This is a genomic window from Planktothricoides raciborskii GIHE-MW2 (assembly GCF_040564635.1).
Taxonomy (GTDB): Bacteria; Cyanobacteriota; Cyanobacteriia; order Cyanobacteriales; family Laspinemataceae; genus Planktothricoides; species Planktothricoides raciborskii.
The window spans coordinates 100,729-122,577 of record NZ_CP159837.1 but is presented as its reverse complement, the minus strand read 5'-3'; the positions used below and the strand labels follow the sequence as shown (position 1 = coordinate 122,577).

Annotated in this window: 11 protein-coding genes; all 11 read left to right on the top strand. The window is 44.7% G+C overall.

Features of this window, described 5'->3' with window-relative positions:
* Window position 1 precedes the first annotated feature (1 nt).
* The 11 genes from ABWT76_RS00400 to ABWT76_RS00350 all read left to right on the top strand — a co-directional run bounded on the left by ABWT76_RS00400 (window position 2) and on the right by ABWT76_RS00350 (window position 21,535).
* Entirely contained in the window at window positions 2–2,413 is a 2,412-nt protein-coding gene (locus tag ABWT76_RS00400) for a chemotaxis protein CheA (protein WP_354635467.1), read from the top strand.
* Between the two features lie 204 nt (window positions 2,414–2,617).
* Entirely contained in the window at window positions 2,618–3,088 is a 471-nt protein-coding gene (locus ABWT76_RS00395) for a chemotaxis protein CheW (RefSeq protein ID WP_054469748.1), read from the top strand.
* Between the two features lie 131 nt (window positions 3,089–3,219).
* Window positions 3,220–5,325, top strand: a complete 2,106-nt coding sequence (locus tag ABWT76_RS00390; protein WP_054469747.1) for a methyl-accepting chemotaxis protein — start codon at window positions 3,220–3,222, stop codon at window positions 5,323–5,325.
* Window positions 5,326–6,261: 936 nt separating this feature from the next.
* Complete coding sequence (locus tag ABWT76_RS00385; RefSeq protein WP_054469746.1) at window positions 6,262–9,261, top strand: HEAT repeat domain-containing protein; 3,000 nt, start codon at window positions 6,262–6,264, stop codon at window positions 9,259–9,261.
* A gap of 258 nt (window positions 9,262–9,519) precedes the next feature.
* Window positions 9,520–10,368: a protein-glutamate O-methyltransferase CheR gene (locus tag ABWT76_RS00380; protein ID WP_054469744.1), complete on the top strand. Its 849-nt coding sequence runs from the start codon at window positions 9,520–9,522 to the stop codon at window positions 10,366–10,368.
* Between the two features lie 51 nt (window positions 10,369–10,419).
* The gene (locus ABWT76_RS00375) at window positions 10,420–11,466 is read left to right on the top strand and encodes a chemotaxis response regulator protein-glutamate methylesterase (RefSeq protein ID WP_054469743.1); all 1,047 of its coding nucleotides are present in this window, start codon (window positions 10,420–10,422) and stop codon (window positions 11,464–11,466) included.
* A gap of 832 nt (window positions 11,467–12,298) precedes the next feature.
* A complete protein-coding gene (locus ABWT76_RS00370) occupies window positions 12,299–13,711 on the top strand; it encodes a hypothetical protein (RefSeq protein ID WP_054469742.1) in 1,413 nt (470 codons plus the stop codon).
* Window positions 13,712–14,106: 395 nt separating this feature from the next.
* Window positions 14,107–15,897 carry a methyl-accepting chemotaxis protein gene (locus tag ABWT76_RS00365; protein ID WP_354635466.1) on the top strand — a complete coding sequence of 597 codons (1,791 nt, stop codon included), beginning with the start codon at window positions 14,107–14,109 and terminating at the stop codon, window positions 15,895–15,897.
* A gap of 297 nt (window positions 15,898–16,194) precedes the next feature.
* Window positions 16,195–18,078, top strand: coding sequence for a methyl-accepting chemotaxis protein (locus tag ABWT76_RS00360; protein WP_054469739.1), 1,884 nt, complete (start codon window positions 16,195–16,197; stop codon window positions 18,076–18,078).
* 207 nt (window positions 18,079–18,285) lie between these two features.
* Window positions 18,286–18,678 (top strand): CHAT domain-containing protein, encoded by a 393-nt coding sequence (locus ABWT76_RS00355; RefSeq protein ID WP_354636452.1) that lies wholly within the window; start codon window positions 18,286–18,288, stop codon window positions 18,676–18,678.
* Window positions 18,679–19,231: 553 nt separating this feature from the next.
* Window positions 19,232–21,535, top strand: a complete 2,304-nt coding sequence (locus ABWT76_RS00350) for a CHAT domain-containing protein (protein ID WP_354635465.1) — start codon at window positions 19,232–19,234, stop codon at window positions 21,533–21,535.
* Window positions 21,536–21,849: the final 314 nt, after the last annotated feature.

The following is a 21,849-nucleotide window of genomic DNA, read 5'->3' as shown; positions in this document are numbered from 1 at the left end:
GATGTCTGAGAATGAAGGACAATCTCCATTTTTTGATGAATTCTTAGACGATTACTTTGCTGAAAGTGACACCCACCTCACGAGTATTCGGAGTAATTTACTTTCCTTAGAATCGTTGCTGGATCACATCATTAATGAACAATTAACTTCAGAAATAAAACTAGAGATGAAGTCTTTAGTGGATGAACTATTGCGGAGTTTTCATACTCTTAAAGGTTTGTCCGGGATGGTGGGCATCAAAGAGGCTGAAGCCTTGGCTCACCAACTAGAGAGTTGTCTTCGGGCTTTACGAGAGGAACAAGTTAGTCTTTCTCGGTCAGCGATGGAAGCGGTGATTGCTGGGGTGAAAGTGTTAGAAGAGACGATCGCCGCTCGTCGCACCAAAACCGAGCCCCCAAATATCAGCGCCATCATGGGACAAATTGCCGCCCAGTTGCCCAGGAACGGCTTTAGGGGCGATTCACCCCTGGTCGCCCAGGAGCGGGGGAGCGGGGAAGGGAGCGGGAGAGCCGGAGGAGATATTTCCCCTCTGCCGTCGGCAGGCCCCTGTGCTCCTCTGCCGACGGCAAGCCCCCCTGCATCCCCGCCGCCCGCCCCAGAGGAGTCCCCGGTTCAATTAAAACCAGAGGAGTTGCAACGGTTACAAACGGCGATTACAAAAGGCGCTCAAGCGTGGCATATTGAGTTTTTCCCTGATCGCGAGCGAGCCGAACGGGGGATTAATGTCAACTATATTCGCAGTCGGTTGCAAGAAATTGGCGACTTAATTCATGCCTCGCCTCGGCTGGCGCCAGGGGGGAAAACTCTGTTTGATTTTGTGGTCGCTACCACCAGCGCCGATGAAAACTTGTTTCCCCATCCAGAACAGGATGGGATCGGCTATCGTCGCTTTTACCCTCCTGAGCCGGAAGCGATCGCCCCCGCCGAGGCGACAGAATCGGTCACCACCGAGGCAGAAACCCAGGCTCCCCCACCGATGACTCAGGCACCAATGACTCAGCAAGCAAAACCCCTAGAACCGACCGGAAAACCTACCGAAGAAACGCCAGTCACATCTCCCGAAGTCGGGGAAGAAGAAGTTACCGAAGCAGTGCCGACGCCCCGACCGGAAGGGACGCCTTCTAAGCGATCGCCCGGAGTCTCCGTGATGCCATCCAATGTGGTGCGGGTGGACTTAGCCCGACTTGACGATCTGATGCGGATGCTGGGAGAACTGGTGATTAGTCGAGCTCGCCTGGAAGATCAATTAGTTCGCCTGGGCAATACCGTCCCTACGAAGCATTTACGCCCCATTCGCGAAACCAGCCAAACTTTAGAGCGACAATTGCGAGATTTGCGCCAGGGCGTGATGCGAGTGCGCTTAGTGCCGATTGGTCAAATCTTTTCGCGGATGCAGTTTGTGGTGCGAGATGTGGCCAGAGAGACTCACAAGAAAGTTTACCTGGAGATTAAGGGAGAGGAGACAGAAATTGATAAGTATGTCGTCGAACGATTGATGGATCCGCTGTTACATATTGTCCGCAATGCCATTAGTCATGGGCTGGAATCGGAATCAGACCGATTACAATCGGGAAAACCGGCTCAGGGGAATTTAGCCCTGCGAGCGGCCACTTCCGGGGAAATGGTAATCCTGGAAATTGAAGATGATGGACGCGGGGTGGATGTTAACCAGGTGACAGAAAGGGCTAGAAAGATGAGCGTACTCGATTCTGAGACCCAGGTTGACCTGATATCTTTATTGGATATTTTATGTTTATCGGGCTTTTCCACGAAAGAGCAGGCGGATCTGACCAGCGGTCGAGGGGTGGGCTTGGCAGTGGTCAAAAATACGGTGCAGGAACTAGGCGGGGTTTTGTCGTTGACCACCGCCCCAGGACGCGGAACCAAGTTTACTATTGAACTGCCTTTAACCTTGGCGATCGCCGATGCCTTGATTGTTTCCGTAGGGGGGCAAACTTTTGCCGTGCCGGAGTCTTCCGTGCGGGAAGTGATTGAAGTGGAATCCCACAAGATTACCACCCTGGACAATTGGGAGCATAATGCTGCTTGTAATGCCGGCTTAGGCGGAAATCAAGGACTCTCGGAAGTCCAGCATCGCTATACCGAACTGCTTTCTTTTCGCCAAGATGTTTTGCCTCTCCGACGGTTAGCTCACCTGTTTGGCTTAAGTCAAATAGATCAAGATCGTTTCCATGCGGTGATTATTGGCAAAGATTTAAATACTGTCGGCATTATTGTGGATCGGATTATTGGTCGCCGGGAAATCGTGGTTCAACCTCTGAGCGATCCCTTAATTCAAGTTCCCGGTTTAGCCGGAGCCACAGAATTAGGGGATGGTCGGGTGGTGTTAATTCTGGATGTGTCGGCCTTAATTAGATTAAGTAAAGATAGTGAAAAATGGAGCCAAACCTAAGTTTTCCTAGGGAAACCTAATATTTCCCCAGGGATATTCCCCAGGGATACTAGGAATACTAGGCATATTCGGGAGATTAAGGATACTAGGGATTCCATACTGAATATTTTCACTGTTTCAGGCAATCCTAGAATTAATTCAGCAAAAATATCCGGTGTGAGTACACATTTAGTAAATCTAGAGAGATTTAATAACTGATAAATTATGAATTTAGATCAGCAATCATCAGAGCCTTTTATTTTGTTTGAAATTGCTCAGACAAATTATGCGATTCAGGCCAAGTTAGTCCAGCAAATGGAAATGATTGAAACGATTACTCCGGTGCCCAATGCGCCAAATTTTGTAGAGGGGGTGGTATTTTCCCGGGGACAAGTGATTCCGGTGATCAATTTACGCACTCGGTTAGGCTTAAAAAAAGCTGAATATAATCTGCGGACTCGCCTGATTGTGATTCAAACTGGCACCCGCACTGTGGGGGCGATCGCGGATAGTGCCAGAGAATTTGTTTCTATTCCCACAAATGCGATTCAACCCCCACCAGACGCGATCGGCGCTTCGAGCAAATATATTTCCGGAATTATCCGTCTCGGAGAAAGAATCATTCTGTTACTGAATGTGGAGCAACTCTTAACGATCGCAGATGAAATCACCGACTTGCCGACGGTTCGCTCTTGACGCCGGAAACCTCCGGAAATCTCGCTCGGTGATTCATCTGTAATTGGATCTGTAATTGGATCTGTAATTGGATCTGTAATTGGATCTGTAATTGGATCTGTAATTGAAATCAAACTTAGGAGAATTATCTTATGGCTCGCAAACCTAAACCCCAATATAATAGAAATTCATCTTCCGCAGCCCCTCAACAAGCTGACAATAATTTTGCGTTAGCGGCAGAAATTGCCCGCGTCCGGGATCAAGGCAATCAAGTCACGGCGTCGGCTAATGAAATTTATCAGATTTCTGAGGACGTGCAACAAGGCGCAACGGCTCAGTTGAAATCCCTGGAAGAAACCCGTAGTCAAACTCGGTCGATCGCTGTCACCTTGGCAGAAACCGCTCAACAAGCGGAGTCTTTGTTTAATTCCAGTGAAGAATTAGTCTCCTCGATCAATGAAATGGCCGCATCCAGCGAGCAAGTCTCTGGGAATTCATTACAGTTGACGGCGGCGATCCGCCAAGTCTCTAGCTCGATTCAAGAAACCAATATTTCCATTAAAAATGTGGCGGAAAATACTGATAGCATGGCGACTTCTGCCAATGAAGTCAGTGGCTCAGTGAATGAAATTGCCGCATCGATTAAAAGTGTGAGTCGGGATACGGATAGTCTGTCTAGTTCCATTAATGAAACTGCGGCGACCATTGAGGAAATGACCCGCTCGATTCAAAGTGTGTCCCAAAATGCCGATGATGTCACCGCAGCCGCAGAAGAAACTACCGCCTCCATGAATGAAATGGGGACTTCCATTGAACAAGTCTCGGCGACGATCGAAAATCTGGCCACCAGTGTCCAAGATGTCTCCACGTCAATGGAAGAAATGGGGCGATCGGTTCAGGGGGTAGCCCAAAATGCGGAACGCATTACCGATGTAGCCAATACCGCAGCAGTGAGTTCCCAAGAATTAGAGCGATCGATCCGCAGTGTAAATAATCTGACGAAACAAGCCTCGGAATTGACCACCAGAGTCACCCGCGATGCCCAAAATGGTGGGGAAACCATCCAAAAAGCGATTCAAGGTATGGGCCGGGTGCGGGATGCGATGGTGCAATCTGCTGATGTGATTAATGATATGGGCAAGCGCACCAGTGAAATTAGTTCGATTGTGGATACGATTAATTTGATTTCTGAACGGACGAATTTACTCTCCCTGAATGCCTCCATTGAAGCAGCCCGGGCTGGGGAGGCGGGACGAGGGTTCGCGGTGGTGGCGGAAGAAATCCGTAATTTAGCAGATCGCGCGGCTCAGGCAACTACGGAGATTGCTTCTATTATTAAAACGTTACAGGGGGTGGTTCAAGAAGCGATTAATGCGTCCACGGATGCGGTACGAGTGGCAGAACAGAGTTCGACTCAAGCGGAAGAAGGAGCTAAAGGGTTAAAAACCATTCTGAATGGGATTCAAGAAACCACCCAGGTGGTCGGACAAATTATGCGAGCCACAGAAGAACAACTGATCGCCGGTCAAAATGTGGTAAAGGCGATCGACACTACGGTGATTCAAGCTAAAGAAGTGGCTCAAGCCACCAAAGAACAAGCTAAATCCACCCAAACGATTGTGGACGCCACCTTGCAAATGCGGAAAATCACTCAGCAAGTGACCCAGGCGATGAACGAGCAAGCTCGTGCGGCTCGAGATGTTTTAAAAGCGGCACAAAATACCAATTCCTTGACCACCCAAGTCCGTAAAGCAGCGGCGGAACAGGTGAAAGGTTCGCAGCAAATTATGCAAGCAGTGGAATCCATGCGCCGAAGTGCTTCGACTACAGCCCGGGCTTTGTCAGAACAAGCCACCGCCAGCGAACAAATTTCTCAGGAGGTAGACCGACTGACTCGGATGATTGGCAATGTGAACAAGTCCATGAGTAGTCAATCCGTTGCCGCAGGTCAAATTACCCAAGCGGTGGAAAGTATGCGGCAGCAGTCGGAGCAACTGTCCAAAGCGATGACCGAACAATCTCGCACGATTAAGGACATGACCATTGCCGCCCAAAACGTGAATAAACAGATTAGTCAGATTACCAAGTCTAATCGGGATCATTCCCAGCTTGCAGCAGCCCAACTGGAAGCGATTCAGGAAATCACCACCATTGCCGAACGGAATGCTCAAGGGGTGAAAACGACCCAAAAAGCCGCCTCTTCTTTGCTAGAACGATCGAATCAATTGGCGATGATTATGGATCGCTTAAGTGATTGATTGGTGATATTTGACAGGAATCAAAGACAGGAATCAAAGGTGAGACTAGGCTTGATGAGCTTACCCTGGCAATTTACCTAAGTTTGACGACTCACACGACGACTCACACGACGACTCACACGAGGACTCACAATCGGATATCACAATCGGATAAAATAAAGTCAATTGGTCAGGTTCAGTCCGGTGAAATAGCGAGCGATAATTTTGATTTTCCTCACATCCCCTGAGAACCGCCAGTCGGTTGAACGCAAGAGCAACCGATATTTAATCGGCAAGATCCGTGGGCAGGGATGACCGGATAATTTATTGTCACACATTCACCGGATTTGATCTTTTTGGATGGCAAAGTCGAAAAATCGTGGAAAAATCTCAGATTAGGTTCTTCTGGGAAACCACCGATCGCTGATTACCGATTTAGGCTTTTGAGGAGGAAGTTTAAGGCTTCTGAACCTTTCGGCAAAGGGGCGATTCCCCCCCCGCATTCGCGGGGGCAAGCTTCGGGATCCGCTGCGCGGCATCGCTCCTTTGTAATTAATGATTGGGGTAGACATTACCCCACACCCCTTAGCAATGGATTTAATCCAATGATTCAACAATCACAAAATTTAACCATATTGGTATTTTTATATAAAAGACATCACCCAATCAAAATAGACAATGTTAGACAAGGTTTTCTAATGTTAGACAAGGTTTTCTAATGTTAGAAAATTAATGGTCAAAAAATATTAGATTTTTTCAGGTTGTTTGTGAAAAATTTTGAACATATGGGGGTAAAAATACCCAATGGGATAAAACATAGAAATTTTGACCTAGGTCAAAATTTCTATGTTTCACAAATAAACAAGAAATAAAAATCTGAAAAAATCTGAAAAGAAATCTGAAAAGAAATCTGAAAAAATGAAGTGTAATTAATTTAATTCTGATTTTTTAGGCCTTATGTATTCGTTTAACTCTCAAATCTATATTCTAAAAACAGACAGAAATCTGACGGTGACTTCTTGGGATCCGCTGTTAGAACAGATTACCGGGCTGTCATCTACCACTGTGTGCGGCAAACCCTTGAATGTGATCGCGCCCAATATGGATTTAGGGGACTGGTTAGCCCGATTTCAACGGGTGTTAGATGAAGGGGAAATTCAAACCAACACCCCTCACTTCGATCAGCCCTTAATTCCTTGTGTCCCCACCAAGTCATCCGCCTATTTTCAACAAATGCAGCAGCGGGTGACGATTTCCCCCTGGCGAGAAGGCGATCGGATTCGCGGCACAACTATCAGTATCGAGGATGTCACCCCGCTGATGGATCTAGAACGAGAAATGGCCGAAAAATTGGCCAATCCCGATGAAACCATTCGCCTGCAAGCCGCGCAAGCTTTGGCCAATCAAAGCACTGATTTACCGGATAATCCTTTAGTATCCGCGATGGGCGATGAAAGTTGGCGGGTACGTCAGACCGCCGTGAATACCTTGGTGGTGCAAGCGCAAGAAACCACCATTAATCGCATCTTGAGCATCTTGCGCGAAGAACATACGAATCTAAGTGCGCTCAATAGTGCCTTGCAGGTCTTAGCCCTGAGTAATATTGATACTTTGCCGACGCTGATCGATTGGCTGACCCAAAGCGAAGATCCGGATCTGCGGATTTATACCGCTTTGTTGTTGGGAGAACAAAAAGACCCCCGCGCCATTCCCCCCCTGATTGCAGTTTTAAAAGATGAGGATATCAATGTCCGCTACCACGCGATCGAGGCTTTGGGGAACTTAAGGGCGGTGGAAGCGGTGGAAACCTTGGCGGAAATTGCCGAATCTCGGGATTTCTTTTTAGCGTTTCCGGCTTTGGAAGCTTTGATGCGGATTGGCGATCCCCTAGGGGCCGATCGCCTCGTCCCCCTGCTGGAAGATGAAATGCTGTGCGAACCCGCTGCTGGGGCTTTGGGAAAACTGGGGGATAAACAAGTCGTCGAGCCTTTAGCCCAGTTGTTGAATAGTCCAGATGGCCCAACGATCGCCATTTCTCGAGCCATTGCCACCCTCTATGAACGATATGAAAAAGTTTATGGGGAAGGACAGCATATTGCCGATTTAGCTAATCGTGGCATCAAGCAGCAAGGGGAATCTAATCTCATTGCTGCTTTATCGGAAGCGAAGGGGGAAGAACTCGTCGCTGTCACCCTACTGTTAACTTGGCGTTCCGGTCTGGCAGTGGAACAAGCTTTAACGCAACTCTTGGGCGAACCCATCGTCCGCTCAATGGTGATGGAAACCTTGGTTAACTATGGCCGACAAGGAAAAGACATTCGCTCGCGGGTCTGCAATCTGTTAATTGAACAACTGACCGCCGAGCAGTTAGAAACTCGTCGCTGCGCGGTGGTGATTTTGGGACAAATTGGCGATCCCTTGGCCGTGCCAGCCCTGACGGTTGTGTTGGGGGATATTGACAGTCAGCGGATCAATCCCCCCCTTGATTCCCCCCAAAGTGCTATTGATTCAACTTTTGCCTCTGAGTCCTCATTAGAATTATCCCTGGCTGAACAAGAGCAAAGACGGCTGTGGATTATTTTGGAGCGTTTGGCTCATTTGCCCACAGATCCAGAATTAATTATTGTTGCGGCTGAGGCTTTGGCCAAAATAGGCGATCGCCGGTCGTTTGAAGCCCTGATGTCCTTGTTGGGTAATGGGGACGCAGGCGTCCGTCAAGCAGCGATCGCCGCTTTAAATTCTCTCGGTCATCCCGATATGTCCGGGCAAATTTTCCAGCGCTTACAGGATGAAAACCCCAAAGTCCGGGAATCAGCGGTGAAAATTGCTGGTTACTTTGCTTGGCCAAATTGTGTCGATTTGCTTTTGCAGTTATGTCACGACCCTAATAATCGCGTCCGTCGGGCGGCGATCGAACATCTGCCTTATTTAGAAAGCGATCGGGTGATTGCGGCATTAGTCGAAGCCATCCACAATGAACAGCCCAATGTTCGAGCCTCCGCTGCCCGCGCTTTCGGTCAAATAGACCCAGAGACAGCCCTCCCCCATCTGCTCCAGGCTTTAAACGATATCGAACCCTGGGTACGATATTATAGTGCGCGGTCTTTGGGATGGCACGCGGATATTCAAGCCTTAGATCCTTTGTCTCGCTTAAGCCAGAATGATCCCGCTACTCATGTTCGGGCGGCGGCGATCGAAGCCCTGGGACAAATTGGTAAGTCTCTCGCTCAGAAAACCGAGTCTTTAGAGCTTCAGAATCAGATTAAAGCGACTTTGGTTCAAACCTTAGCTCCCCTCGCCACTTCAGGAAATAGTGAGGAAGATGTGGCGCGGACGGCGATCGCTGCCTTGGGAAGCATTGGTCATGCTGATGCTTTAACACCGTTGTTAGATCTCCTCAAATCTCCCTTGCCTACCAGACGGATTGATGCCTTAGAAATGCTGGGAACCTGTGGCAACGAGAGTGTGGTTGAGCCGATCGAAGAATTACTCAATGAGGAAAGTGAAACCAGAGTGGTGAATGTGGCCATTCAAACCCTGGGTGAATTGAGATCGGCATCAGCCACAACCACTTTAATTGAGCTTTTATGTCATTCACAATATCGGGAAGCGGCAATTTCCGCCCTCACCGCCAATGCTCTACCCCGGCATCAAAGCATATCAGGTTCTGCTCCTACCACTGAAGAACAAATCGAATGGCTGGCTAAAGGGTTGACTCACCCAGATCCAATGGTGCGATCGGGATTGGTGGAAGTGCTGACCCGATTTAAACATCCTCTCGCTTCCAGACTATTAGTGCAAGCCTTGGATGATACCGATGCCTCCGTTCGCTTATCCTGTATCCGAGCCCTGGCACACCTAGGTCATCGTGGTATCGAGGAAAAACTGCAAATGATGACTCGTAACGATCCCAATGCCAGAGTCCGTCGGGCAGCCCAAAAATTGCTCCAGGATTAACCTGCGATCAGCCTGCGATCGGCTCAGGGGCTTTCGGAGCAGAGGAGATCAGGGGCAGAGGAGACCGCCGTCGGCAGGGAAGATGAGGGGCTTTCGCTCCCGAAGCTCCCGAAGCACCCGAAGCTCCCGAAGCTCCCGAAGCTCCCGAAGCTCCCGAAGCTCCGAAAGCCGATGGCGGGCGCCGAAAGCCCTCCGACTCCTTGGCTAACTTGCTGGTTAAGCCAACAACAACCACTTATGATGACTGATTAGTTTGATATGGAATTTAATTCAGACTCTTTACACTTGTCCGGGACAACTTTTCAACTACTACGAGATTTAATTGAAACACATACAGGAGTTCATTACGATCAAAGCCAATGCCAAATACTACAAGATAAATTAGCTCCTCGGATTTTCACCTTGGGATTAGACTCGTTTTTGGACTACTATTATTTGCTAAAATATGATGCTGGAGCGAAAGAGGAGTGGATACAGTTGATGAATATTATTTCCGTGCCAGAAACATTTTTTTGGCGGGAGTTTGATCAAATTAAATCAATGGTTGATGTCTTAGTCCCCCAATATTTTGCCCAGGGAAATCAAGAACCTTTAAGAATTTGGAGTGCGGCCTGTGCCACGGGAGAAGAACCGTTAACCATTGCGATGGCTTTGAATGAAAAAGGTTGGTTTCATCAAGGTTTACCGATCGAGATTTATGCTAGTGATGGCAGTGCTAGATCGATTGAAATGGCCAAACGAGGTTTATACCGAGAACGTTCTTTTCGCAGTTTCCCTTTATATTTGCAAAAAAAATATTTTCAGCAGCAGGATCAAAACGCCTGGAAAATTCTTCCAGAAATTCATCAACGAGTCCAATGGTCTAATAGGAATTTGATGAGTGAACATGATGTCCGTCCTATGGCCACAGCGCCGTTTATTTTTTGCCGCAATGTGTTTATTTATTTTTCGCAGGAAGCCATCAAAAAAACCTTGCAGATATTTGCTCAAATGATGCCAGTGCCTGGTTATTTATTTGTGAGTGCTTCCGAATCTTTATTAAGGTTAACGAATGACTTTGATTTGGAGCAGATTAATGGAGCATTTGTGTATCAAAAAAAAGTATAATCATAGATTTTTAATGGTGAGTCAAAATATATTCTTCTATAGGTAATTTTTATGGATCGGGTGGTCAAAGTTTTAGTGGTGGATGATTCAGCTTATGTACGGAAAGTCGTGAAGCAAATGCTCTTACGCAGTCCGTTCATTGAAGTGGTGGGAGCTGCAACCGATGGAGAAGAAGCGTTAAACAAAGTCGAAGAACTCCAACCGGATGTGATTACATTAGACTTAATTATGCCCAATATGGATGGGGTGCAGTTTCTCAAAGCGCAAATGTCCAAGTTTCCTATTCCGGTGGTGATTGTTAGCATTGCTGATGAGGCGGGGGAAATGGCTTTAGCGGCTCTGAATGAGGGGGCTGTTGATTTTGTGCAAAAACCTACTGCACTGGCTAATGAAAAGATATTTGATCTGACTGAGGAGTTGATCGAGAAAGTCAAAGCGGCGGCGAAAGTCCATCCCAAGGGGATGCCAGCGAAAAAGTTCCTCCCAGAAGTTCAGCAGCCCATTGTCAAAACAATGACATCTAAATCCCTCGATTTAATTGCAATTGGGATTTCTACTGGCGGTCCACAAGCCCTCACCTATTTGATTCCCCAGTTGCCTAGGAATTTGCCCGTCCCAGTGGCGATTGTGTTGCATATGCCCGTGGGTTATACAAAACTTTATGCCGAACGACTGAATAACATTTCTGCGCTGACCGTGGTTGAGGCGGTGGAAGGAGAAGATTTGAAACCTGGAATGGTGATGATCGCACCCGCAGGCCGACATTTAACGTTTATTCGCAGGCCGGTGACAAATACGGTGATGACTCATTTGGATACTCGTCCTTTTGATACTTTGCATCGTCCTAGTGTGGATGTGATGTTTGAATCGGCGGCTGAAGTCTATCGCGACCGTGTTTTGGGCATTGTGATGACCGGAATGGGTAATGATGGCAAACAAGGTGCTGCCTGGATTAAATCCCAAGGGGGCATGATTTTTACTGAAGCAGAATCTAGTTGTGTGGTCTATGGTATGCCTCGGTCGGTGGTGGAAGCTGGGTTAAGCGATCGCGTGGTGACACTGGAAAATATGGCCAACGCGATTCTGGCTTTATTTTAATTAAGGGCGAAGCATTCGCGCATAGACATCAGGGTTGAAGTGACAAGATATCTGCGCGAATGCTTCGCCCCTAAAATATTGCCGATCGCCAGGTGAATGCAAATAACCAACCGCCCATAAAAAATAGCAAATAGCAAATAACCAAAGAATCCCTACCCAAACAACAACTAACAACAGGGAATAGGGAACAGGGAACAGGGAATAGGGAACAGGGAATAGGGAACAGGGAATAGGGAACAGGGAACAGGGAATAGGGAACAGGGAATAGGGAACAGGGAATAGGGAACAGGGAACAGGGAACAGGGAATAGGGAACAGGGAATAGGGAACAGGGAATAGGGAACAGGGAACAGGGAACAGGGAACAGGGAATAGTGAATAATAAATAGTAAATAACGAATATTAAATAATAAATAGTTAATAATTAATAGTCAATAGTAGATAGTGAATAGTGATACTTCTTTTGTACGGGCTTCCTTGCGAAGCATAATCCGTCAGGCTATATGGCCAGAAAGCCCCTACGAATTTTCACTTTTAACTTTTCACTTGTACGGGCGTCCTTGCGAAGCATAATCCGTCAGGCTATATGGCCAGAAAGCCCCTACGACTTTTCAATGCATCACTTTTCACTTTTAACTTTTCACTTTCCCCGTTCCCCGATAACTGTTCCCCGTTCCCCAACCAACAAAGAATCCCTACCCAACAACCAACAACCAACAACAAAATTAAATCTAGACCAGAATACGGATAATGGCGGATTATCCTCGAATAAAGGAATTGACTGGCAATGCTTACTCAGTTCACAAGGGCTAATGTGCCATTTCTAGGAGAATCATGTTGGCTAATTTAACGCTGAAATCCCGCATTTTTTTGTCTTATTTAGTTTATCTGGTGTTTTTAAGTATTCCTGGAGCGATCGCCCCTGCTTACTTTTACCTGAATGCTCAAAAATTTGCCCACCAAACCCCAGAAATTAGCCAAAACTTACTGGCAAATCAACTGTCTGAGGCTAAAATTAAACTCCAAGAATCTATCTTGGGCTATGTTAGTACAAAAGACCAGGTTTTTCTTGAGTCTTATGATGTCAATTTGCGGCAATTGAACAATGCGATCGCTGTTTGGGAGCAACGGAAAACAGATATGCCGCTCGAATCGGCAAATTCGGGACAAAAAATTTTGCTCCTGGCTAAAGAATTAAATGATTTAAATCAATATATTTTAGCTTCGATCGCATCCGGAAAAACTGACCAGGCGATTCGGGCTATTGGTGCGGATGAAAGTCGGCAAATTTGGTTAGCATTAACCGCAGAAATTGAGCGGGTGAGAATGGCCGAAATTCACGCAGAGTCGCTAAAAATCCAAGCAGTTAATACTTCAATGCGGCAGTTAGTGTTCCTGGGGGCTTTGGCGACTTTGATTTTTTCCCTGTTGGCGATCGCCCTGGGTTTGGTGATGGCCGATCGCATTTTGGGCAAGGCGAAGCAGTTGCTTGAACCCATAGTAAAATCTTCAGGGGCGATCGTCCAAGAAATGAACGATCACCAACAGAGTGGCCAAAATCAAGCCCAGATATTGAGTCTCACCACGCCTCAACTGCAAGAATTACGTGAATTTTGCCAGTTATCCAGGGAAAATTCCACATCCATCGATCGAGATTTTGCCGAACTTTCCATACATTTGAGCGAAGTTCGTTCTCAGCTTCAGCAGATTAAATCTCTCCGGGAAATTAGCGATCGCCTAGTGGATTACAGCAAAAAACTTTCCCTTAATATTAGCCTGAAAATTGGCCATAAATATACAGAAAATTATCGAATGTTTTTGTTTTTAAATACCGAACTTAAAAATATAACCAATTACGCGCAAAAACTGGATCGCACACTGAATCAAATTGTCGGTGAATCGGCGAATCTGGCCTCGAATATCTCTTTTTATGCCCCCAGTTGGGGGGGAAACAATCAATACCCAATCAGCCCGGATTTAATCAGCCATGATGGATTCACCAGTCCTAGTGAATTGAGCGATCGCCTGTTGATTCTGTGTGAACAAATTAAAATTCAGATTTCACAATTGGCGTTGTCTAGCCAACAGCAAGCGGCTAATAGCGAGCAACTGTTGGATTCTAAAGAGCAATTAGAGGAAATCGGTATGACTATGGCTTGTGGCATCGCTGAAACAACGATTCAAATCCAAAAACTGCACCAATTAGCTTGGCACTTAAAGTCTTTTTTGGGCGATCGGGCAGTTTAATCTATTCCCCAGATATTCCCCAGACCCCAGATATTCCCCAGACTCTCCCTCCGAGAAAGGCGAGATTTGTCCGTTATATTTTTATGGTCTAATTTTAAATTTTAGGCTCTAAAGCCAGGGCGATAGTCACCCAATTAGCCGGCCATTTACCAAAATTAGTCTGCTCAGTGGCTTTGCTTTTATCTCAGGTAACATAATTTAAGTTTTTTGATAATTATTTTATAAAACTTAACGATTCATAACTAAATATGCTAAGATTATAGACTATCATAAACACTGAAGATTAATACATATCTGCGGTGTGGTAGTTGCGGGCTTGGATTTTTTTTGGGCAAAAAATTTCACCAAATAAATCCGCAGGCTCCGCTGGCTATAAATCAATGTAATCTAGAGTAATGTCTTATAAAATGTCTCTAAGAAATCAATCAATTATCTTTGCCATCGCCCTGGGAACTATCCCGGTAATCGCCACCGGAATGATCGCTTATTGGATCACCAACCCAACGATTAAAACTGGAGTTATTCGCTATCAAAAAACTCTGGCAATTGGCATCAGCAATCGCATCCATCAACTGACCAGCGAACGGGTCAACGATCTGAAAGTTATCTCTGGTTTGGGTATTTTCAACGATCAAAAAGTCGTTTCCGGGAGAACATATAATCCACTGAATGCGCTGATGGAAAACTTTCGCCAATCTTATGGGATGTATCAAAGCATCTTGGTCTCTGACCTCACCGGCAAAGTCATGTTACAAACCCAGGGATCTGCTGTCTCTAACATTAGCAACGAAGACTATTTTCAGCAAGTCCAACGCACCAATCAAATCACCGTTGTCAAACGCAGAGAACAAGGAGGTGAGTATGTCATTCTTATGGCCGCACCTTTACGGAATATCAACAGTTCACAGCCGATGGGCGTGGTGCGTACACTTATGCCGGTAAAAGAGTTGACAAAAGTCTTGAGCTTCGCTGCGGAACGATTAGCGGAAGCCTCGGAAAAATTTCAGAGTGAAAATTATCATCTCATTGATGGGGAAGGGAGTATATTTCTCTCTAGTAACCAGAGTCTAGTGGGGCAAAAAATTGAGAATCAGATTCCCGAATTTCGCCAGTTATCCCAAAATAAGCAAAGCATCAGTCAAGAATTGTTTAATCCTGCCACCAAGGAAAATATACTGATCACTTATATCCCTATACCCGCGATCGCCGAAGTAGCTAACCTTAACTGGAGTGTGGTTGTCACTCACGATACGAAAGAAGTTTTTGCTACAGAAAAACAGTTGTTTTGGGTATTGACTGTGGTGGTGATAATCACCTCTGTAGTGGTGAGCATTATTGCGGCTTTATTTGCCAATCGCACTACCCGCACGATTACGGAAATTGCCAATGTCATCGCCGAATCATCGGTAGAAATTGCCAGCACAATGGAACAGCAAGAACGCAGTACCAGCCAACAAGCGATGGCGGTGAATCAAACAACTAGCACTATGAATGAGTTGAATAATTCCGCTCGACAGTCCGCAGAGCAAGCGGAAGGATCCGCTCACGGAGCTCGTCAGGCGTTAAATTTGTCCAAGCAAGGCAGTAATGCGGTAGAAGATACCCTCGAAGGGATGAATACTCTCCGGGAAAAGGTTGGGGCGATCGCGCAACAAATTATGCGACTCAGCCAACAAACCAATCAAATTGGCAATATTTCCACCATTGTGGCTGACCTAGCCAACCAAACCAATATGTTAGCCCTGAATGCTTCCGTGGAAGCAGTTCGGGCTGGCGAACATGGTAAGGGATTTGGGGTGGTGGCCAGTGAAATTCGTAAACTCGCCGACCAAAGCAAAAATTCCGCTGAAAAAATTAATACATTAGTAGCAGATATCCAAAATTCTATTGACCTCACGGTAATGGTGACTGATGAAGGGACAAAAACTGTAGAAGACGGAGTAAAAATTGCCCAAGAGACAGAGAAAGCTTTTTCTGGGGTCAGCAATGCGATTAATGATATGGTCCTAAGTTGCCAGCAAATTTCCTTGAACGCAGAACAGCAGGTGACGGCCATTCAACAAGTGGTCGATGCGATGAATAGCTTGAACTCATCGGCACAGGAAAATGTTCAGGGAATTAGTCAAGTGAAAACCCGCACCCAAGAACTCAGCCAAGCGGCTCAAACCCTGCAAGGTATTGTCTAATATTGTATAATATTGTCTAATAAGTTTACGGGCAGAAATAAATGCACCACAGACCCCATTAGAGGAAAGAGGATGCATAGGAAAGAGGATGCATAGGAAAGAGGAAAGAGGATGCATAGGAAAGAGGATGCATAGGAAAGAGGAAAATTCTCTATTCTCTATTCTCTATTCTCTATTCTCTCTCCTTCCTACAGGCGGGAATTCAAAGCCTATCGGCGGGGAACGAAAAGTGCAATTAATTATCTTCACCTACTTATTGCTGAAACCTGGTTTAAAGAGGGAACTTAATCAATAGTTATGAACGCTTTCTTCAAAAAAATCCAAAATCAATTGGTGTCTCTGCTCATTTGTAGTATTTTATTTCCGGTATTCGTTCTGGGAGGTTATAGCATTTCGGTTTACTCCAATGCTTTAACGGACTTATATTTACAGCAGACGAATAACCAAGGAGTGCAAAATACGGAAAAAATCGTTAACTTTATACAAATTTTTCAAAAAGACCTTTTATTTTTAAGTGAAGTACCCCCGGTTCAAGGAATTATCCGCGCTAGAGAAGCGGGCGGCATCGATCGCCAACAAAACTCTTCTTATGAGATTTGGGTAAAACGACTGAATGGGATTTTTGAAGCGACGATGAAAAATAATTCTGCTTATATGGAGCTTCGCTATTTAAATGAAAAAGGAGACGAAATGGTCAGAGTGGATTCAGATGGGACAAAGATCACCGCGACTCCGCCCAATCAGCTAGAAAATAAGTCGGATGGAGTATTTTTTCAGGAAACGAGCAAATTAAATTCTCGCGAAATTTATACTTCATCCTTACAATTAAATAAGGAGCGGGGCGCGATCGCTACTCCTTATCAGCCAGTGATTTATTATGGGATGCCAATTTTTGATGTCATGGGTCAAAGAAAAGGAATGCTGATGAGTAAGGTGTCCGCTGAACCTGTATTTGATATGATTAAAAATTTCCACCTTAATCAAACATCTGAAGTGATATTAGTAAATCAAGATGGATATTATTTATATCATAAAGATCCGGAAAAGCAATGGGGCTTTGATTTAAATCATAATGAAACAATCTTTAAAGATTATCAATCAGATTTAGCCAGTAAATTAATCTCCATCAACCAGGATGTTGATGGTTTGACGCTTAACAATACTTTTTTTAACTCTTATGGTATTCCTTTAAATAAAGACGAAAACTCTTATTTAAAATTAATTTTCAAAACTGACCGAAAACAAATTACTAAACCAGTTGACGACTTGAAGAAGTTTAATGTTTCTATTGTCTTGATTACTTTGGCGATTGTTTTACCATTTTCGGTTATACAAATTCGTAAATTAATTAATCGCTTAAAAATTTTAATTAATAATATTTCAAATTTTTCTTTGGAAGTTTTGACAACGTTAAATCAACAAGAGATCCTTTTATACCATCAGTCTTCAACGGTTAATGATACTAGCAATACTCTGGAGGATTTGGGAAAATTTGCCCAACAAACCGCCCAAGAAGCGGAAAACGTGGCGAAAAATGCCCAGCAGTCATTAACTTTAGCAGATCGGGGAGATAGCTTGGTAAAAGAAACTCTGAAGGGGCTGCTTTCGGTGCAAGAAAAAGTGGCAGTTATTTCTCAGCAAGCGCAACGATTAGGAAGTCAAACCTCTCAGATTGGTAATATTACCAATTTAGCTCGCGTGGTGAGCGATTTGGCCAAGCAAACGAATATGTTAGCTTTGAATGCTTCGGTGGAAGCAGTCCGCGCTGGTGAACATGGGCAGGGTTTTGGGGTGGTGGCCGCCGAAATTCGCAAACTTTCCGATGAAAGTCGGAAGGCAGCAGAAAATATTAATGCGATCGTGCCAGAACTTCAAGGGGCGATCGCGGCTACGGTTCAAGCCACCCAAGCGGGGGCAAAAACCCTGGAAACTGGGATGACTATTGCGGAACAAGCGGCTCAAGCTTTTAGTGGCGTGCGGCAGGCAGCCAATGAGGTGTTTATTAGTAATCAACAAATGTCTTTTAATGCGAAAAAACAAGCAGTTTCTATGGAAGAACTGGTGCATATTATGGTCGATCTGAACCAAAAATCGGCGGAAAGTGTGAAAGCTATCAGTTATACTAAGCAGGGAGTAGAAACTTTGAATAAACAAGCGGAAAGTTTGAAGACGATCTTATAAACCGATATAAATAAATTCACTACAGACTTCATTATAGGAAAGAGGAAAGAGGAGGCATAGGAAAGAGTAAATAGGAAAGATATTCTCTCTCCTCTCTCCTCTCTCCTCTCTCCTCTAATTTGGAAGGCAGTTATTTATTTAATTCCAGGGCTGATGAGCGGGAACAAGCCAGACAAAATGTCGATATGTCCATATTAATCCGCCTCAATATCGAGAATTACAAGAAATCAACTGTTAATTAAACCAGTTGAAAATTTATTACCCACTAACCCGGATGAACGAGTGATTTTTGTTTCCACAGATTCTTTATTTTATCTACCTTTTGCTGCCTTGGTAGATGAAGAAGGACAATTTTTAATTGAAAAACATACAATTTTAATGTCTCCTGCCATTACTGTGTTAGAAACAACTCACAAACAACGGCAAAATTTATCTTCTTCTGCAAAAGATATTAGACTTCTTGCAAAATTCGTGCAAAGCCCCTCACCCCCGTTTGACCGCCAAATGCCTCCGGCACGCTTCGCGAACGGGCAGGGGGGAGGGGGTTGGGGGGATCGACATCTTTATTTTGCTATAGCAGTTATTAATAGGGTGGGTTAGGCGGTGAAAATTTGGCGGAAAACATTTCAATATTTAGCTTCCTCCGCCGTAACCCACCACATCCGGGACAATCAAATAAGCGATCGCTGTAGTTATTGGTAGTGGGTAGGGGGCTACGTCCAAGCGCCCACCGCGCAATGGGCAGGAGCGCAAGCGCCCCAATTAACCCCGAAATTGTAGCAATAATTTTTGAAATTGGTATTAGTTCTTTTGGCTTGGTAAGTGTCCTATACCACGAGACTACCGCCATACATTAATAAGATGCCATGCCCAATTCACAAAAGTTTCAGGGAAGGCAGGGCGCAAGTGCGAAGAGGTAGCAACCCGCCCTCCCTGGCAGATAGGTAAAAAAAATGTAAAATTTTAATAACTTTAATAACAATTTTTTAATAATCTTGCCGCTCGCCAAAAACGAGGTTAAATTGATACTAATACCTGAAGTATCTACCCCAGTACCATTAACCCGCGTCTAGGATTAACAACTTTATTCACTTTATTAGCAAGTTTAACCCTAACAATTCCCTCCCCACTCCTATTGGGGAAAAAATTTGAGATGGGTAATGGAGTATTCGCCCAAACAGTTACAGAACGAAAAGCCGAAGCAGACCGATTATTAGAGCAGGGAAGACAACAATATACAACTAGCCAATACCAAGCCGCAATTCAGTCTTTAGAAACTGCATTAAACATTTATCGTGAAATCGGCGATCGCAATATAGAAGGAACTGCTCTCAATAATTTGGGTAATGTTTACGATAGCTTAGGACAATATCAAAAAGCAATTGAGTTTTATCAACAGTCTTTAACTATTGCCCGTGAAATCGGCGATCGCAATGGCGAAGGAAATTCTCTCGGTAATTTGGGTAATGCTTACTATAGCTTAGAACAATATCAAAAAGCAATTGAGTTTTATCAACAGTCTTTAACTCTTGCCCGTGAAATCGGCGATCGCAATGGAGAAGGAAATTCTCTCGGTAATTTGGGTAATGCTTACTATAGCTTAGAACAATATCAAAAAGCAGCAGAAGAGTTTTATCAACAGTCTTTAACTCTTGCCCGTGAAATCGGCGATCGCAATGGAGAAGGAAAAGCTCTCATAGGTTTGGGTAATGCTTACAATAGCTTAGGACAATATCAAAAAGCAATTGAGTTTTATCAACAGTCTTTAACTATTGCCCGTGAAATCGGCGATCGCAATGGAGAAGGAAATTCTCTCGGTAATTTGGGTAATGCTTACGATAACTTAGGACAATATCAAAAAGCAATTGAGTTTTATCAACCGTCTTTAACTATTGCCCGTGAAATCGGCGATCGCAATATAGAAGGAAGTGCTCTCAATAATTTGGGTCTTGCTTTGTTTAAATTGAAGAATTTTCCTGAACATGAAAAATATCTGTTTTCTAGTCTCGAAGTTAAGGAATCTCTGCGACAAGGAATTCAAGACGACCTCGATAAAGTATCTCTTTCCGACACTCAACGCAATTCCTATAATCTGCTTCAACAAGTTTTAATTGCTCAAAATAAAACTGAGCCAGCTTTAGAAGTTTCTGAACGAGGTCGGGGGAGAGCGTTAGTCGAGTTATTAACTCAACGATTCAACCCCAATTCAGAACCCTTTTCTCCGGTTGTTTCTTTAGCCCAAATCCAAGCCATTGCTCGACAACAAAATGCAACAATTGCTCAATATTCTAGGATTGGCGATGAATTTTCACGTAAACAACAAAACCGAGAATCAGAATTATATATTTGGGTAATTAAGCCCACTGGAGAAGTTGAGTTTAGACAAGCCGATCTTAAACTTCTTTGGCAAGAACAAAACACCTCTCTAGGTCATCTCATTTTCGCAGCGCGTTGCTTTGGTAATGATGCCTGTAAAAGTGATTTTATTAACGCTTCAGCTAGTTCTAATGTAACTCGTTCTAATTTGACAAGCAGTCCTCTATTTAATTCCCAAGCTGATGCTCTAAGAGAAGCACAGAATATCGATATTAATCCGCATCAATATCGAGAGTTAAAAGAACTCCATAAACTGTTAATTAAACCCATTGAAGATTTATTACCGACTAACCCAGATGAACGAGTGATTTTTGTTCCCACAGATGCTTTATTTTATCTACCTTTTGCTGCTTTGGTAGATGAAGAAGGAAAATTCTTAATTGAAAAACATACAATTGTAATGTCTCCTGCCATTACTGTGTTAGAAACGACTCACAAACAACGGCAAAATTTATCTTCTTCTGCCCAAGATATTGTGATTGTGGGTAATCCGCAAATGCCGAAACTTGCACCGAGTCCAGGGGAAGAACCTAAACCGTTAGCCCCCCTTCACTATGCTGAAAAAGAAGCGATTGAGATTGCTAAAATGTTCAATACTTCGGCTTTAATTGGAGCCAATGCAACAGAATCAACGGTAGTTGAACGCTTGAAAACTGCTCGAATTATTCATTTTGCTACTCACGGATTTGTTGATAATATTCAACCTTTAAATAGTGGCGTAGCGTTAACTCCTGGGGGTTCGGAGGATGGATTATTAACGGCGGATGAAATTTTTGACTTAAAATTAAATGCAGAATTAGTGGTTTTAAGTGCCTGTGACACTGGACTTGGACAGTTAACCGGGGATGGGATGATTGGGTTATCTCGTTCGTTTTTGAATGCAGGAGTTCCGAGTTTAGTGATGTCGTTATGGGCTGTAGATGATCGAACAACCTCTCAATTGATGGTACAATTTTATCAGAACTTACAGACGACACCGAACAAAGCCCAAGCGTTACGACAGGCGATGTTAACGATGAAAAATCAATATCCCAATCCTTCTTTTTGGGCGGCGTTTACTTTAATTGGTGAAGCAGAATAGCAGAGAATGAAGATCGGTAAAGGGGGTAGATAAATCCCCGGGGGTTAAAACCCCTTTAACCGACTGTAGGGGTCAACGGCCGTTGACCCCTACGGGGATTTTAATCCCCGCAATCGTCGGTTAATTGCGGGGGTACATAAATCCCCGGGGGTTAAAACCCCTTTAACCGACTGTAGGGGTCAACGGCCGTTGACCCCTACGGGGATTTTAATCCCCGCAATCGTCGGTTAATTGCGGGGGTAGATAAATCCCCAGGGGTTAAAACCCCCGGCTAATAGCGCAAGTCGGTTAAAACCGACTCTGGATTATTTTGA